The 14,904-nt window shown below is 53.6% G+C and carries 18 protein-coding genes and 1 CRISPR repeat array; of the genes, 12 read left to right on the top strand and 6 right to left on the bottom strand.

Translation table 11 applies throughout. From position 1 onward, the window contains the following. Together cas1 and cas2 are read left to right on the top strand one after the other, a co-directional pair. Entirely contained in the window at window positions 1–930 is a 930-nt protein-coding gene (cas1, locus tag HY272_14445; GenBank protein MBI3773881.1) for a type II CRISPR-associated endonuclease Cas1, read from the top strand. Window positions 931–936: 6 nt separating this feature from the next. Next, entirely contained in the window at window positions 937–1,263 is a 327-nt protein-coding gene (cas2, locus tag HY272_14440; GenBank protein ID MBI3773880.1) for a CRISPR-associated endonuclease Cas2, read from the top strand. A 71-nt stretch (window positions 1,264–1,334) separates the two neighbouring features. Next, window positions 1,335–1,767: a CRISPR direct-repeat array (repeat unit 36 nt; unit sequence AGTATACATCATCGGGATATGCGCACTGACCGGAAC). A gap of 87 nt (window positions 1,768–1,854) precedes the next feature. On the opposite strand, the gene HY272_14435 is transcribed toward cas2, so the two are convergent. After that, a complete protein-coding gene (locus HY272_14435; protein MBI3773879.1) occupies window positions 1,855–2,478 on the bottom strand; it encodes a peptidoglycan binding protein CsiV in 624 nt (207 codons plus the stop codon). A 175-nt stretch (window positions 2,479–2,653) separates the two neighbouring features. On the opposite strand from HY272_14435, the gene HY272_14430 reads away from it, so the two are divergent. Together HY272_14430 and HY272_14425 are read left to right on the top strand one after the other, a co-directional pair. Beyond that, a complete protein-coding gene (locus HY272_14430; protein MBI3773878.1) occupies window positions 2,654–3,175 on the top strand; it encodes a peptide deformylase in 522 nt (173 codons plus the stop codon). Between the two features lie 94 nt (window positions 3,176–3,269). After that, a complete protein-coding gene (locus HY272_14425) occupies window positions 3,270–5,198 on the top strand; it encodes a cytochrome c/FTR1 family iron permease (protein MBI3773877.1) in 1,929 nt (642 codons plus the stop codon). A 56-nt stretch (window positions 5,199–5,254) separates the two neighbouring features. Here the strand turns inward: HY272_14425 and HY272_14420 are convergent, their stop codons facing one another. Genes HY272_14420 through HY272_14405 form a run of 4 tightly spaced genes read right to left on the bottom strand, consistent with a single transcriptional unit; the run spans window position 5,255 to window position 7,238 of the window. Further along, a complete protein-coding gene (locus tag HY272_14420; protein ID MBI3773876.1) occupies window positions 5,255–6,088 on the bottom strand; it encodes a peptidyl-prolyl cis-trans isomerase in 834 nt (277 codons plus the stop codon). Window positions 6,089–6,106: 18 nt separating this feature from the next. Beyond that, entirely contained in the window at window positions 6,107–6,385 is a 279-nt protein-coding gene (locus tag HY272_14415; protein ID MBI3773875.1) for a BolA family transcriptional regulator, read from the bottom strand. Then, window positions 6,385–6,684, bottom strand: coding sequence for a YciI family protein (locus HY272_14410; protein MBI3773874.1), 300 nt, complete (start codon window positions 6,682–6,684; stop codon window positions 6,385–6,387). Before HY272_14410 ends, HY272_14415 begins: the two co-directional genes overlap by 1 nt. Then, on the bottom strand, window positions 6,684–7,238 hold the full coding sequence (locus tag HY272_14405) for a septation protein A (GenBank protein MBI3773873.1): 555 nt from the start codon (window positions 7,236–7,238) through the stop codon (window positions 6,684–6,686). Before HY272_14405 ends, HY272_14410 begins: the two co-directional genes overlap by 1 nt. A 108-nt stretch (window positions 7,239–7,346) precedes the next feature. Between HY272_14405 and HY272_14400 the strand changes: the two genes are divergently transcribed. The 8 genes from HY272_14400 to HY272_14365 all read left to right on the top strand — a co-directional run bounded on the left by HY272_14400 (window position 7,347) and on the right by HY272_14365 (window position 14,373). Beyond that, window positions 7,347–8,204 (top strand): PHP domain-containing protein, encoded by an 858-nt coding sequence (locus HY272_14400; protein ID MBI3773872.1) that lies wholly within the window; start codon window positions 7,347–7,349, stop codon window positions 8,202–8,204. Between the two features lie 200 nt (window positions 8,205–8,404). Beyond that, on the top strand, window positions 8,405–8,992 hold the full coding sequence (locus tag HY272_14395; protein ID MBI3773871.1) for a threonylcarbamoyl-AMP synthase: 588 nt from the start codon (window positions 8,405–8,407) through the stop codon (window positions 8,990–8,992). A gap of 60 nt (window positions 8,993–9,052) precedes the next feature. After that, the gene (locus HY272_14390) at window positions 9,053–9,706 is read left to right on the top strand and encodes a site-2 protease family protein (protein MBI3773870.1); all 654 of its coding nucleotides are present in this window, start codon (window positions 9,053–9,055) and stop codon (window positions 9,704–9,706) included. Between the two features lie 38 nt (window positions 9,707–9,744). Beyond that, window positions 9,745–10,962, top strand: coding sequence for a tryptophan--tRNA ligase (locus HY272_14385; GenBank protein MBI3773869.1), 1,218 nt, complete (start codon window positions 9,745–9,747; stop codon window positions 10,960–10,962). 39 nt (window positions 10,963–11,001) lie between these two features. After that, window positions 11,002–11,826, top strand: coding sequence for a segregation/condensation protein A (locus tag HY272_14380; protein MBI3773868.1), 825 nt, complete (start codon window positions 11,002–11,004; stop codon window positions 11,824–11,826). Then, window positions 11,810–12,598, top strand: a complete 789-nt coding sequence (gene scpB / locus HY272_14375; protein MBI3773867.1) for an SMC-Scp complex subunit ScpB — start codon at window positions 11,810–11,812, stop codon at window positions 12,596–12,598. The genes HY272_14380 and scpB overlap by 17 nt, the downstream gene beginning before the upstream one ends. Before the next feature lie 198 nt (window positions 12,599–12,796). Further along, entirely contained in the window at window positions 12,797–13,633 is an 837-nt protein-coding gene (locus HY272_14370; protein MBI3773866.1) for a pseudouridine synthase, read from the top strand. Between the two features lie 50 nt (window positions 13,634–13,683). After that, on the top strand, window positions 13,684–14,373 hold the full coding sequence (locus tag HY272_14365) for an endonuclease III domain-containing protein (GenBank protein ID MBI3773865.1): 690 nt from the start codon (window positions 13,684–13,686) through the stop codon (window positions 14,371–14,373). On the opposite strand, the gene HY272_14360 is transcribed toward HY272_14365, so the two are convergent. After that, window positions 14,367–14,768 carry a hypothetical protein gene (locus HY272_14360; protein MBI3773864.1) on the bottom strand — a complete coding sequence of 134 codons (402 nt, stop codon included), beginning with the start codon at window positions 14,766–14,768 and terminating at the stop codon, window positions 14,367–14,369. The two genes, HY272_14365 and HY272_14360, sit on opposite strands and share 7 nt — an antisense overlap. Window positions 14,769–14,904 lie beyond the last annotated feature (136 nt).

Below are 14,904 nucleotides of genomic sequence, written 5' to 3'. Positions count from 1 at the left end.
ATGATAGGCCGCATCGTTGAAGTGGCCGATGACCGGCGGCACCTGTTTGTTTCCCGTGGTTTTATGGTTGTACAGGATACGGAGGGGGAGCGTAAAGAGCTGGGGCAGGTGCCGCTGGATGATATTGCGGCTGTCATCGTCAATGCGCATGGCTTGAGTTACACCAACAACCTGCTGGTGGCATTGGCTGAGCGTGGTGCACCGTTTGTGCTGTGTGCGGCCAATCACAATGCCATCGGCATGTTGTGGCCGGTGGACGGTAATTTTCAGCAAGCCAAACGTTTCGATGCGCAGATTGCAGCATCGCGCCCCACCCACAAACGGCTGTGGGCAGAGGTGGTGCGCAGCAAGCTGCAACAACAGGCTGCTGCCCTCGAAGCAGCGGGGGCACCCGTTGCTCCATTGGCGGCGCTGACAGCTAAGGTACGCTCTGGCGATCCAGATAATCTGGAGGCTCAGGGGGCTCGCCGTTATTGGGGGCTACTGTTTGGCGACGATTTTCGGCGCGATCAGAATGGAGGAGGGCTTAACAGCTTGCTTAATTACGGCTACACAGTGCTGCGTGCTGCTACCGCACGTGCCGTCATTGCAGCGGGGCTTCATCCTACGCTGGGGCTGCATCACTCCAATGAAGGCAATCCGATGCGGTTAGTTGATGATCTGATGGAGCCATTCCGCCCCGTTATGGACCTGCATGTGTGGCATTTGCAACGAACAGGAGAGGTTAATGTCACGTCAGATACCAAACGCTCTTTGGTGCGTACTCTCTACGATGACATGCAAACCAGTTCAGGCGCCACGCCCGTCATGGTCTGTATGCAGCGCCTGGCTGTGTCTCTGGCTCAGGTTTACCTTGGCGATCGGGACAAGCTCGATCTCCCCTTGCCAGGGCTTCCGCTCTCCATGGCGGCAAGTCTGTCTGATGACTGAAGCGTGATGCTTAGCGGGTATCGACTAATGTGGGTTACGGTAATGTTCGATCTGCCTGTAGTGGAAAGGAGTGAGCGCAAGGCAGCCACCGATTTTCGCAATACACTGCTGGATATGGGATTCGAAATGGCGCAGTTCTCGGTTTATATGCGTTTCTGTACCAGCCAGGCGCAGATAGACACTTTCTGCAAACGGGTGGAACAGGCCTTGCCAGAGGGAGGGAAGGTCAATATTCTCATCTTTACCGATAAACAATACGAACGAATCATTTCTTACTGTGGCAAGGCCAAGCAAGCCGCCAAAAAATCACCGGATCAATTTAACTTGTTCTGAATATGGACGCCCATTTTTCAAGCCTGATAAGACAAAAACCCACTGACAATTCAGTGGGTTATGCCATTCGTAGTATACATCATCGGGATATGCGCACTGACCGGAACCTTCAAGGGCGGCGACATAGGTATCTAAAAAGTATACATCATCGGGATATGCGCACTGACCGGAACTCAAGTTGATTTTGACTCACGACATTCCGCAGTATACATCATCGGGATATGCGCACTGACCGGAACTCATGCTAGCCGATGCCAGTGTGAGTTTGTAGTATACATCATCGGGATATGCGCACTGACCGGAACCAGTTCTTCCTGCGAGCGTTCTTTACCGGAAGTATACATCATCGGGATATGCGCACTGACCGGAACTCGCTTTCTCTTGCTGCCGTGACTGTCACGAGTATACATCATCGGGATATGCGCACTGACCGGAACTAAATTGTGCAGGTGCAGGCATCGTCCTCGAAGTATACATCATCGGGATATGCGCACTGACCGGAGCACGAGAAAGTGATTGTACGAAAACCTGCAATAAAATGGCCGCATTAGCGGCCATTTTATTGCAGGTTTTCAGGATTATATTAGACGATTAAGTCCCCGCTTTCGCCTTCACCGGCGTAAACTGAATCAACATTCCCCCCATCGGATGATCGAGGTAGTGCAGTTCATTGCTGCGCATGCGCAGATCGCCTTTCATGCGGATAAACTCGGGTGTGCCCGTGCTGCCTGAATTGTTTCTGTGCAGCACAAGATCTGAATCGATATGTAAATAGCGGCCTTTGCCAATGCTGATCACGCCATCAAGCGGGGTTGCCTGACGATTGCTGGTCGTTTTGCCGGAGCCGCTAAAGCTATGCAGATGAACACGGTCGCCGCGCTCACGGTTGGGGACGAGTTGGCGCCAGGCAATATGAATTAACGGGCGTATGTTTTTGCTCTTGGCGATTTTGTCGTATTCATTATTGAGGCGGTAGCGTTCTCGCGGCAACAGGCGATGTGGACTGGTTTCTGCGGCGGTAATTTCATCTGCACCATTCAAATCGGGGAATCCAGGTCCCTGGGGCCATTTTTCCGGGGCATAGTCTTGCGGATTGAGGCGCTCGAAAACAATGACTTCCACGTCGTACCAGTCATCGCTATTATCTTGGGCATGAGCGGCCCCTATCAGGCTGATGCCGAACAAAAGGACAAACAAACGAATGATGTTATTCAAGGGTGCTCCTGTGCTTGCTGCTAAAGTCAAATATCGCGTCCACACGTTATAATCATTCCAGTCAGACTTGAAGTCGTGGCCCTCTCCCCAGCCCTCTCCCGCGTGCGGGAGAGGGGGTGTGAAATTTCATTGGCCGGTTAAAATATCTTTCATCGGCCATATCTCGGAGGTAAAGATGGCAGTACGGCAAGTGTTACGTATGGGGCATCCATTGTTGTTGCAGGTCGCCAAACCTGTGGCGAATTTTAACACACCGGCCCTGGATACGTTGATCCAGGATATGTTCGATACCATGGCCGATCGCAATGGGGCAGGGTTGGCCGCACCGCAAATCGGCGAAAGTCTGCGGGTGGTGATCTTTGGCGTCGAAAAGAATCCTCGCTATCCAAACGAGGAGCCGGTGCCGATGACGGTGCTGATTAACCCGGAGCTTGAATATCTCGATGATGAGCTCAACGAGGATTGGGAGGGCTGCCTCAGTGTGCCGGGGCTGCGCGGCCGGGTGCCTCGATATACCCGGATTCGTTATCGGGGCTATGATCAAAAAGGTGAAAAATTCGAGCGTCTGGCAGAGGGGTTCCATGCCCGTGTCGTCCAGCATGAGGTCGACCATCTGGATGGCATTCTCTATCCCCGCCGCCTGCGGGATTTTACCCAGTTCGGCTTTGTTGAAGAGCTGGCGGCCACTTCAAAATAACGCGTCAAAATAAGTGAAATAGGGCTTGCAAAACCCCGATATCCGCTTTAAAATCTTACTGAGAACGATTCGTATTTGCATTGGATGATCAGTCATGTTTGCGAGAAAGTTTATCTGGGCTCTGGTTTGGTTATTGGTGGGGGCGCCAAATGTCTGGGCGGCAGATTCCGCTCAGACTGTTTTACACGCGCTGGATTACGTCGCGGTGGATTACCCTGGTGTTGTCCAAAATGGCGCTGTGCTTAATCAAGACGAATATTCGGAGCAACATGAATTCGTGCTTCAAGTCCGTAAACTGATTGCTGAATCGCCTGAAGTAAATGAAAAGCCAATGCTACAGCAACGTGCCGAGCAACTGGTGGCGGCTATCGAAGCCAAGCGTCCAGGCGAAGAGGTAAAACAATTGTGTGCGCAACTCGCGTCAGCGTTTGTGACTGCGTATCAGGTGGTCATTGTTCCGACAAAGGCGCCGTCACTGAGGGTGGGTGAAGCGCTTTATCAGCGTAATTGCAAAGGCTGTCATGGGGCTGAAGGTTTTGGGGATGGCCCGGCGGGTGCCGGGTTGAGTCCGCCGCCCATCAATTTCCACAAGCGGGAACGGCAAGAACAACGCAATATTTATAGTCTCTACAGCACCATTTCGTTGGGTGTGACCGGAACCAAAATGCGCCCGTTTACTGAGCTGAGTGAGGAGGAACGCTGGGCGCTTGCATTTTATGTCAGTAATTTCCTTGCTGCTCCGGATGACCGTTTTCGCGGAGAACAGTTGTGGCAGAGCGGGAAAGGTCGCGAGATGATTGCTTCGCTCGCAGATTTGACACAGACAACGCCTGAAGCGATCGATCGGCGATTTGGTGGTGATGGCGCGTCGGTATTGGCATATTTGCGGCAACATCCCGAAGTGTTGCCACAGTCCCAGGCAAAGAGTTCAGCGCCACTGGATATCGCCAGAGATCACTTGGCCAAGAGCCTGGAAGAGTATCGTGCCGGACGGCCTGATGTGGCCTATAACCTGGCCGTCAGTGCTTATCTTGAAGGTTTTGAATTGGCAGAACCGGGTTTGCGTGTTGGTGCTCCGGAGTTAAAGGCAACCATTGAACAAAAGATGGCGGCCTTCCGGCAATCGATTCGTGATCGAGTCTCTGTTAATGAGATTACAGTGCAATTATCGGACATCAATCATCTCTTGACCGAAGCCGATGCCAAAGTGAGCAACAAGGAGTTTTCACCGGCAGCGGCCATGGGTAGCGCCATGGTCATTTTGCTGCGCGAAGGCGTGGAGGCGATCCTGGTATTGGCCGCGATTGTGGCGTTTTTGAACAAGGTTGGGCGTCAGAATGCGGTACGTTACATTCATATCGGCTGGATTGTGGCACTGGTGTTGGGTGGCGTGACATGGGCGGTCGCGAAATATCTGGTGTCATTCAGCGGTGCGAGTCGTGAATTGACCGAGGGTGTCATGGCCCTGGTGGGGGCTGCGATGCTGATCTATGTGGGCTTCTGGTTGCATAACTATTCGCACGCCAAACGCTGGAAGGGTTTTATCCATGACCAAGTGAGCACGGTGTTGGATAAAGGCACGATGTGGAGTTTGGTGTTGGTGTCGTTTATCGCCGTGTATCGTGAAGTATTCGAGACGGTGCTGTTTTATGAAACGCTGTGGTGGCAAGTGGATGAAGGCGGGCGCGGTTATGTGCTTGCCGGTTTTGCCATTGCGGCAGCGTTATTGGTCCTGGTGGCTTGGCTGTTGTTCCGCTATAGCGTGCGTTTGCCATTGGCCTTGTTTTTCCGCGTTAACGCAGCCCTGTTGTTTGTGTTGGCGGTAGTATTCGCGGGCAAGGGAGTTGCGGTATTGCAGGCAGCCGGTAAGTTGGCGGTCAATCCCTTGAATGTCCCGCAAGTGGAATTCCTGGGCGTGTATCCCACCATTCAGGGCGTGGGACTGCAATTAGTGTTGGTGGTGTTGGCGGTGGGGTGGATGTTGTTTTCGCGATATCGAGATCAGCGACAGCAAATCAATTAACAAAAATCACCCCGGAATTTATGTTCCGGGGCGTAGATCTCGGGTCTAAAAAGAAATTAGTTAGGTTTGGCTGCGTCTTTGGTCGGCAGCTTGATTTCAACCTTGGCTTTCTGGGACAGGCTGTTAACGTAGTTATCAATGAGTTGGCCTTGCAGCATGCCCGCAATCCGGTCGTGGATGGAGTCGAAGGGCGGCGGAGTCAGCGGCCGGGTTTCGTCGACCATCATGATATGCCAGCCATTATCGGTTTTAATGGCAGTGCGGGTGTACTGTTTGGCAGGCGTGTTTTTGATGGCGGTTGCAACCGGTGCCGGCAATGCCTCGGGTTGCAGCCATCCCAATTCGCCGCCATTGGTCGCAGAGGCGTCTTTAGAAACTTCCTTGGCCAGCTTGGAAAATGCCTCGCCTTTGTTGAGGCGGGCAATGGTGGTTTTGGCCGCATCTTCAGACTCGACATGGATGTGGCGTACCTTGTATTCCTGGGTGCTTTTGCCAGCAACTTCTTTATCGTAAAAGGCCTTAACCTGCTCTTCTTTGATCGGGTTGGCTTGTAGCAGCTGCCCCACCAGTGCTTTGGTAATGACAGCACGGCGTTGTTCTTCAAGGACGGCGATCACGCCTGGATCTTGATCAACCTTTTTGGCTTGCGCTTCCTGGAATAGAATTTCACGCTTGAGGAAGGTATCAAACAACTGATTTTGGACCGCAGGATCGTTGAGATTAAGATTGCTGTTTGGGGTCTCGCTACGGACGTATGTGATGTATTGTGATTGCGTCACATTTTGTCCATTCACGACGGCAACCACAGGGTCGGTGGCAGCATGGGAGGTTAATGAGGCGCCGGCAATGACGGCGGAAACTAAGGCAACGAGGGTTGAGCGTTTAAACATGGGATAGTCCTTTAATAGTTAGAATGTGTTGATCTCTTCCGGTGTTTTAGCGTTGATGCTGAGGGCGTGGATATGATGAGGCATGATATCCGCAACGGCAGCGTAGACCATTCGATGCCGTTCTAACAAGCCCTTTCCGGAAAAGGCGGGGGTAATAATGAGTATATTGAAGTGACCGGCGCCGCCAGCACTGGTGTGGCCAGCATGTTTGGCGCTGTCATCGACGATTTGCAGCTGCGTAGGCGCAAGTGCCTGCTCCAGCCGGCTGCGGATCATGGCAACGCGATCAGTGGTCATCAGGGTAACACCTTCTTGAAGGGCTTGACGCTGACGTGGGCGTAAACCCCGGCTTCGATATAGGGGTCAGCGGCGGCCCATGTTTCGGCTGCGGTGAGTGAATCGAATTCGGCTACGATCAGGCTGCCAAGAAACCCAGCCGGACCGGGATCGTTGTTGTCGATGGCCGGGAATGGCCCGGACAGGAGCAGGCGGCCCTCATCTTTCAATCGTTGCAGGCGTGCGATGTGCGCAGGTCTTGCGCTCAGGCGTTTATCCAGACTGCCAGGAACATCTTCACCAATGATGGCGTAGAGCATCAGGAATTCTCCTGATTGTCGGCAACCGGATCTTTGGCGTAACGACCGATGTACATTGCTTGGCCGAAAATAAATGCCAGGATCAATAACGTCGAGCCGAACATTTTGAAGTTGACCCAGGTGTCGGTGCTGAAATTGTAGGCGACATAAAGATTGATGAAACCGAGGGCAACGAAAAATGCGGTCCATGCCAGATTGAGTCGTTTCCAAATTGGCGAGGGTAGTGACATGTTGGCTTCGAGCATACGTTGAATGATCGTCTTTTTGCCGATGTATTGGCTGCCAAGATAGACCACGGCGAACAGCCAGAACAAGACGGTGGGCTTCCATTTGATGAAGGTTTCATCTTGCAGCACCAGTGTTGCGCCACCAAACACAGCGATCAGTCCGAAACTGACCAGATGCATGGTTTCAAAGCGCCGGTGTTGTAGCCAATACCACGCCAGTTGCGCGAACGAGGCGACGATCGCCACTGCGGTGGCGACGAAAATACCGGAGACCTTGTAGGCGACGAAAAAGAGTAATATCGGGAAAAAATCGAATAGAAACTTCATTAAAAATTCTCTTCCTTACTGTGGTTTGATATTGGGCGTTTAATGGCTTTAATCAGTCAAACATCTTATCATAGCGCGTCTTGTTCTTGAGGGTGGTTTTTCACGGTGATGACGGATTCGCAGACCCGCAAGGCGCGTTATGACCTCCATAATCATTCGACCACCTCTGATGGCGAATTGGCGCCCGCCGCCCTGGTGGCCTATGCCGCCGCCTCGGGGGTGGAGGTGCTGGCGCTCACCGATCACGATGCCACCGACGGACTGGCTGAGGCACGGCTGGCGGCCGAAGCGGCCGGTATCGGTTTCATCAATGGCGTGGAAATCTCGGTTAATTGGCAGAAATATCTGGTTCACATCGTAGGGCTTGGCTTTGATCCGGAGTACCCGGAATTGAAGCGTGGGCTGGCCGGATTGCGTCAGATGCGAATGGAGCGGGCCGAAGAGATGGGGCGGCGCCTGGAAAAACTGGGCTTTGCCGGAGCCTTGGCGGGAGCTCAGGCGCTTGCCAACGGTGGAGTGTTGAGTCGTACCCACTTTGCCCGTTTTCTCCACGATCAGGGTTTCGTAAAAACCCTGCAAGGCGCCTTTGACCGTTACATCGGCCAGGGCAAGCCGGCCTATGTCGGCAGCGATTGGGCGACACTGGCGCAGGCGGTGTCCTGGATTACGGCGGCCGGTGGGCAGGCGGTGATTGCTCATCCCGGGCGTTACAATATGACGGCAACCAAGCTTCGCACCCTGATCGAAGAATTTAAAGCGGTGGGCGGCATCGGGATTGAAGTGGTCTCGGGAAGCCAGGACAGTGTTCACACCCGTCATATGGCGGAGCTGGCCCAACGCCATGAGCTTTATGCCTCGCGGGGCACGGATTATCACGGGCCGAGCCAGACCTGGCTCAAGATGGCCGCGTTGCCAGTGTTGCCGGAGGGGTGTATGCCGATCTGGAGCACGTGGGGTTCACTTTAATTCCTAAATTATTTACCACAGAGACACAGAGTGCGCAGAGAAGATAAAACTTCGATCTCAACAGCGCCGCTTTCCCTTGGCTTACAATGGAAAGTTGTCTTTGGCGCGATTGCGGTACGGCCGATCCTGCACGCGCATTGCGTTATGGATTTTCTCTGTGTTCTCCGTGCCTCTGTGGTTCACAGGTTGTTTTCAGGGTTATGAGTCAGCTTTGGCAAATACACCCTGACAATCCCCAGTCGCGATTGATCAAGCAAGCGGCGGATATCTTGCGCCGGGGTGGGGTGATCGCCATGCCGACAGATGCTTGTTATGTCTTGGCCTGCGCCCTGAATGCCAAGGCCGGTGAAGAGCGGCTGCGGCGGATTCTGGGGGCAGATGAGCGCTTTCCGCTGAGTGTGATGTGCCGTGATCTGGCGGAACTGTCGCGCTATGGCAGGGTGGATAATGTTGCCTTTCGCCAGATCCGCGGTCAGGTGCCGGGGCCCTATGAATTTATTTTGCCTGCGGCCCGGGAATTGCCGCGCCGGTTATGGCAATCGAAACAAAAAACGGTAGGATTACGCCTGCCGAAAAATGAAATCGCGATGGCCTTGATGCAGGCGCTGGACGAGCCGCTGGTGTGTGCCACCTTGCTGTTGCCGGGGGACGATATTCCGCTGACCGATCCTTACGACATCGAGGCGACCTTAGGTAATCGCCTGGAGCTGGTGATTGACGGTGGCTATTGCGGTGTCGATCCGCCGCAGCGGATTGATTTGGTTGTAGGTGACACGAGTGCGGCATGATTTATAATCGACATTAACTATTAATGATAACCTATTAAATATAATTAACTTATTGCACAGATGATAGAGTTGAGTCTGATCCAGAAGATTGCCATCGGCGTGTTGCCGGTCTTGTTTGCCATCACACTCCATGAGGTGGCGCATGGCTGGGTGGCGCGCCACTATGGCGATACGACCGCTTATATGATGGGGCGCTTGTCGCTGAATCCACTGAAACACATCGACCCGATCGGGACGGTGTTAGTTCCGATATTGTTGTTGGCGCTGGGTGGTTTTTTGTTCGGTTGGGCCAAACCGGTGCCGGTCAATTTTAGTAATTTGCGGCATCCGAAACGCGATATGGCCTTCGTCGCCCTGGCGGGGCCGATGGCGAATCTGGCGATGGCCATTTTCTGGGCGGTGGTCGCCAAGATCGGTATCAGCGTCGCTGCCAGCCAGCCCATGTACGGCGAGTGGATGGTACTGACGGGCAGTATCGGGATTACCATCAATATTGCCTTGATGGTGTTAAATCTGTTGCCATTGCCACCTTTGGATGGCGGACGGATCATGACCAGTCTGTTGCCGGTTCGCTATGCGATCCCATATAGCAAGATAGAACCTTATGGTTTCTTTATCATCTTGGGTCTGCTGGCAGCGGGTTTATTGGGTAAGATTATGCAACCGCTCATGGATATCATGAACAACCTGGTCATCAGTTTGGTGGGTGGTTGAGGCCATAATAATTAACATAAACTTGGAATATTAACTCTTTGAATACAGTAGCCATTCATCATCAGCGCGTCCTCTCCGGGATGCGGCCCACCGGTAAATTGCATCTGGGCCATTATCATGGCGTGCTCAAGAACTGGGTGCGGCTGCAGCACGAATATGAGTGTTTCTTTTTTGTTGCCGACTGGCACGCGCTGACCACGCAATATGAACATCCCGCGATCATTGCTGAGAGCGTCTGGGACTTGGTGATCGACTGGCTGGCCGCGGGCGTGAATCCCGGTTCGGCCAAGCTCTTTATTCAGTCCAAGGTACCGGAGCACGCCGAACTGCACGTGCTATTGTCGATGATGACGCCGCTGGGCTGGCTGGAACGGGTACCGACGTACAAAGATCAGCAGGACAAGCTCAAAGATCGCGATCTCTCGACCTATGGCTTTCTCGGCTATCCACTGCTTCAGAGTGCGGACATCCTGATTTATCGCGCTGGCTTAGTGCCGGTAGGTGAAGATCAGGTGGCGCATATCGAGCTGACGCGCGAAGTGGCGCGGCGTTTTAACCATCTCTATGGTCGCGAACCGGATTTCGAAGCCAAGGCTGAAGCGGCTATTGTCAAAATGGGGAAGAAGAACGCAAAACTTTACAAAGAGTTGCGTACTAAATTTCAGGAACAAGGTGATCATGAAGCGCTGGCCACGGCGCGGGCGCTGCTCGAAGGTCAGCAGAACGTCACATTGAGTGACCGGGAGCGGCTTTTCGGTTATCTTGAGGGGGGCGGTAAAGTCATCCTGCCCGAGCCGCAACCGTTGCTGACACCGGCTTCAAAAATGCCCGGCCTGGACGGACAGAAGATGTCCAAGTCCTATGGCAACACCATTAGCCTGCGTGAAGTGCCGGCAGAGGTGGAGAAGAAGATGCGCACCATGCCGACCGATCCGGCACGCGTGCGGCGCACGGACCCGGGTGATCCGGCGAAGTGTCCGGTCTGGCAATTGCACCTGGTCTATTCCTCTGAGGAGGTGAAGCAGTGGGTGCAGCAGGGATGCCGTTCGGCGGGGATCGGTTGTCTGGAGTGTAAGCAGCCGGTGATCGATTCCGTGTTGCTGGAGCAAAAGCCGATCCAGGAGCGTGCCGAAGAATATATCCGCAATCCACAGATGGTGCGGCGCATAGTCAATGAAGGCTGCGAGGCGGCGCGCGACGAAGCACGTAAGACGTTGGAAGAAGTGCGCCAGGCGATGGGGCTGGAATACCGGTAGGGGCGGGTTTCAAACCCGTCCGATAAATATAGGCAAAACATGAGCGAACCCGTAACAACCGAAATTGCCCTGCAACAGGAAATTCCTTTCGCCTTTATCAGGGGTGAAGCGATGTTCCAGTTGCCGCAGGATCTTTATATCCCGCCGGATGCGCTGGAGGTGTTCCTGGAAACCTTCGAAGGTCCGCTGGATCTGCTGTTGTACATGATCCGCCGGCAGAACCTGGACATCCTCGATATTCCCATCGCCGAGATTACCCGCCAGTACATGGAGTACATCGAGCTGATGAAGGACATGCGGCTGGAGCTGGCGGCGGAATATTTGGTGATGGCGGCGATGTTGGCCGAGATCAAGTCGCGGATGTTGCTGCCGCGACCGGCAGCGGCGGAGGGCGAAGAAGAAGATCCGCGTGCCGAGCTGGTGCGCCGTTTGCAGGAATACGAGCGTTACAAAAAAGCGGCGGAAGACATTGACACGCTGCCGCGCGTGGGACGCGATGTGTTTGAAACCAGCGCCAAGGCGCCTGAACTGAAGCTGGTCAAGCCGCATCCTGAGGTCGATTTGAAAGAAATCATGCTGGCGTTCAAGGATGTCCTGGTGCGCACCGAGATGTTCGCCCATCATCATGTACAGCGCGAGGCGTTGTCGGTACGTGAGCGCATGACCAATGTCCTGGCCGCGGTAAAGCCCGATGTATTTACCGAATTTGCATCGTTATTCAATGTCCAGGAAGGGCGCATGGGAGTGGTGGTGACACTGCTTGCCATACTCGAATTGATCAAGGAATCGTTGATTGAATTAATTCAGAACGAACCCTTTGGCCCTATTTATGTGAAGGCAAGACAACATGTCCATGAATCGTGATCGATTGAAGCAGATTGTTGAAGGTGCGTTGTTGGCGGCAGGTCGACCGCTGAGTATTGATCAGCTCTTATCGCTGTTTATGGATGAAGAACAGCCGTCAAGAGAAGAAATTCGTGAAGCAATTGATAGCCTGAAGGCCGATTGCGAATCACGGGCGGTGGAATTGGTGGAAGTCTCTACTGGTTTCCGATATCAAGTGCGTTCCGCGCTTGCTACCTGGATAGCGCGTTTGTGGGAAGAAAAGCCGCCGCGTTATTCACGCGCCGTGCTGGAGACGTTGGCGCTGATCGCTTACCGGCAACCGATTACTCGTGCCGAGATCGAAGATGTTCGCGGTGTCAGCGTTGGCTCCAATATCGTCAAGACCTTGATGGAACGTGAGTGGGTGCGGATTGTGGGTCATCGCGATGTGCCGGGTAAACCCGCCTTGTTCGGCACCACGCGTCAATTTCTGGATTACTTCAATCTGAAGAACTTGAGCGACCTGCCGACGCTGGCGGATCTCAAGAACATCGACAGCATCGAGCATGCGCTTGATTTTGGTCCTGAACCTGGCAAGGAAGATGCTGCCAACGAGCCCGATGCAGCGGCGGCGGGTGCCGAGGTGCTGGAGTCGTTGCTGGAAACAGAAACTCCCGCAGACGGCGAAGCAATGCCCGCATCGGCGGAATTGGCAACAACGGCTGAGACTGAAGAAGCATTAGTTTTTGAAATGGAAAAAGTAAATGTCGAGGAAGAAGAACTCGAAACTGAGGCTATGGCTTCAAACTGAACCCGGCTTGCTCAATAGATTCATTTAGGAAATTCCCGCCCTCTCCCCAACCCTCTCCCACAAGTGGGAGAGGGGGCAGCTCTCGAAGAGTCTGCTGCTGAGCAAGCATTTCCTCTCCCGCGTGCGGGAGAGGGGGTGGCCCTAAGGGCCGGGAGAGAGTGATACCGCGTCAATAACCCATAGAGATTAAAACTGGACATGGCAGAACGTCTACAAAAACTGCTGGCAGCAGCGGGCATTGGCTCACGCCGTCAAATCGAGGCGATGCTCGAGGCCGGGCGCATCAGTATCAATGGCACCGTAGTGAACGTCGGCGCCAAGGCGGAGCCGAGCGATACCATTCGTGTCGATGGCCAGATCATCAAACTGCGCCCGCAGGCGACCATCAAACATCGTGTGCTGGCCTACAACAAACCGGAAGGCGAAATTTGCACCCGCTCCGATCCCGAAGGCCGGGAGACTATCTTCGCCAATCTTCCGAAGTTGCAAGGTAGCCGTTGGATTACCATCGGTCGGCTGGATATCAATACCAGTGGTCTGTTGCTGGTGACGACCGACGGTGAACTCGCCAATCGATTGATGCATCCTTCGAGTCAGATCGAACGTGAATACGCCGTGCGTGTGATGGGTGAGGTCGATGCCGTAATTATTCAGCGCCTGCAACAAGGTGTTGAGCTGGAAGACGGCAAAGCGCATTTTGAATCGGTGGTCGATGTCGGCGGTCAAGGCGCCAATCACTGGTACCACGTGATTATCCGTGAAGGTCGCAAGCGTGAGGTGCGGCGTTTGTGGGAGTCGCAAGGTCTGGTCGTTAGCCGCTTGACTCGTGTGCGTTATGGAGCAATCACGTTGCGCCGTGGCCTTAAACCCGGCAAGTTCGATGAGCTGGATCAGAAAACAATCGATACTTTGCGGGTGAGTGTTGGTTTGGCGCCGCTGCTGGATGAAGCCCCAGCCCCGCGACGGATGCAAAGGAAACTGCCGGGTGCGCGGCAGGGACGTGAAAGAGGACCATCTGCGCGGCGGCGTCATTAACGGTAGTCAGAAAACGCCTTCCCCCTGAAAGGGGGAGGGAACTTAATTGGATGTATGTTGCGGGCCAGGTTAATACCAAGGTGACATTTCGATCCGTTTATCAACAACTCTTCAAACATTGCGGCCCCCAACATTGGTGGCCGGGTGAAACACCGTTTGAGATCATGATCGGTGCCGTGTTGACGCAAAACACGGCCTGGACCAATGTCGAAAAGGTTATCGCCAATCTGTGTGACCATGATTGCCTCGATGCCGAACGTATTATGGCGCTCACACCCGCCCGTCTGGCAGCGCTGATCCGTCCGGCCGGTTATTTCAATGTCAAAGCCAAACGTCTGCATAATTTTTGTGCCTGGTATCTCGCCGTCGGCGCCGAAAAGGGCATGGCAGTTCTGGATGACAAAACATTGCGCCACGAATTACTGGCCGTGAATGGTGTTGGCCCGGAGACGGCGGATGATATCTTGCTCTATGCCTGTGAGCGGCCGGTGTTTGTCATCGATGCTTATACCCGGCGGATTTTTTCGCGCTTAGGGTTGATCGCCGGCGATGAAACCTATGAGCAACTGCGGCAGATCTTTGAAAAGGCCTTGGCGCGTGGCAGCCGCCAGCAACGGATCAGACTCTTTAACGAATACCATGCCTTGATCGTGTGTCATGGCAAGGATGTTTGCCGCACCAAGCCCCGGTGCGGTACTTGTTGCCTAAAGTCGAGCTGTCCGTCGTCGTTGGATCAGTAACCGGCCGTGATGTGATCAATCGCGGGCGCAAGAATCTCGCGCCATTGTTTCTCCAGGGTTGGACTAAATTCTGGATCAGACTCTTTCAAGGCCGCGATCAGGCTATTAATCCACAGTGGATATAGATCAGGTTTTATCTTGAGATGTTCATGATCGTGTGATTGCCTGATTCTGGTGATGGCGTTTTTGGCGATGATATTGTTCTGGGCGAACAAGATCGCCATATTGATCGATTGGCTCAAGAGTTCATGTTGTTTTTCAAAATTGGTATTACTAAACATCGCGGGTATGCTCGGGTTGCTCTTGGTGAAAATTTCATAGAACCGGGGCATGAAGCTACGCTTGGTCAGCGCCCGCCCGAAACTTTGTCTAACTGCAGCTAGTGATTTTTGCATACAAGTCCCTTTACATGGCATGGTCAATAAGGAGGGTAGTTATCCGCCAGCGATCCCGGGGAATCGCTGGCCGGGGAGGACTGTTGAACATTCGCCGTTTGTTCGTGCGGGATATGGTTGTCGGCAATTGTAAAAA

The organism is Gammaproteobacteria bacterium (assembly GCA_016200485.1).
Lineage (GTDB): Bacteria > Pseudomonadota > Gammaproteobacteria > Tenderiales > Tenderiaceae > JACQEP01.
This window is presented reverse-complemented; position numbering and strand designations above follow the sequence as displayed.

Coding starts and splice junctions, on each gene's coding strand:
- HY272_14430 (MBI3773878.1), top strand. CDS start 2,654: ATGGCAGTACGGCAAGTGTTACGTATGGGGCATCCATTGTTGTTGCAG.
- HY272_14415 (MBI3773875.1), bottom strand. CDS start 6,385: ATGACCACTGATCGCGTTGCCATGATCCGCAGCCGGCTGGAGCAGGCA.
- HY272_14365 (MBI3773865.1), top strand. CDS start 13,684: ATGTATGTTGCGGGCCAGGTTAATACCAAGGTGACATTTCGATCCGTT.
- HY272_14380 (MBI3773868.1), top strand. CDS start 11,002: ATGAGCGAACCCGTAACAACCGAAATTGCCCTGCAACAGGAAATTCCT.
- HY272_14370 (MBI3773866.1), top strand. CDS start 12,797: ATGGCAGAACGTCTACAAAAACTGCTGGCAGCAGCGGGCATTGGCTCA.
- HY272_14420 (MBI3773876.1), bottom strand. CDS start 6,088: ATGTTTAAACGCTCAACCCTCGTTGCCTTAGTTTCCGCCGTCATTGCC.
- HY272_14405 (MBI3773873.1), bottom strand. CDS start 7,238: ATGAAGTTTCTATTCGATTTTTTCCCGATATTACTCTTTTTCGTCGCC.
- HY272_14425 (MBI3773877.1), top strand. CDS start 3,270: ATGTTTGCGAGAAAGTTTATCTGGGCTCTGGTTTGGTTATTGGTGGGG.
- HY272_14410 (MBI3773874.1), bottom strand. CDS start 6,684: ATGCTCTACGCCATCATTGGTGAAGATGTTCCTGGCAGTCTGGATAAA.
- HY272_14400 (MBI3773872.1), top strand. CDS start 7,347: ATGACGGATTCGCAGACCCGCAAGGCGCGTTATGACCTCCATAATCAT.
- scpB (MBI3773867.1), top strand. CDS start 11,810: ATGTCCATGAATCGTGATCGATTGAAGCAGATTGTTGAAGGTGCGTTG.
- HY272_14395 (MBI3773871.1), top strand. CDS start 8,405: ATGAGTCAGCTTTGGCAAATACACCCTGACAATCCCCAGTCGCGATTG.
- HY272_14390 (MBI3773870.1), top strand. CDS start 9,053: ATGATAGAGTTGAGTCTGATCCAGAAGATTGCCATCGGCGTGTTGCCG.
- cas1 (MBI3773881.1), top strand. CDS start 1: ATGATAGGCCGCATCGTTGAAGTGGCCGATGACCGGCGGCACCTGTTT.
- cas2 (MBI3773880.1), top strand. CDS start 937: ATGCTTAGCGGGTATCGACTAATGTGGGTTACGGTAATGTTCGATCTG.
- HY272_14360 (MBI3773864.1), bottom strand. CDS start 14,768: ATGCAAAAATCACTAGCTGCAGTTAGACAAAGTTTCGGGCGGGCGCTG.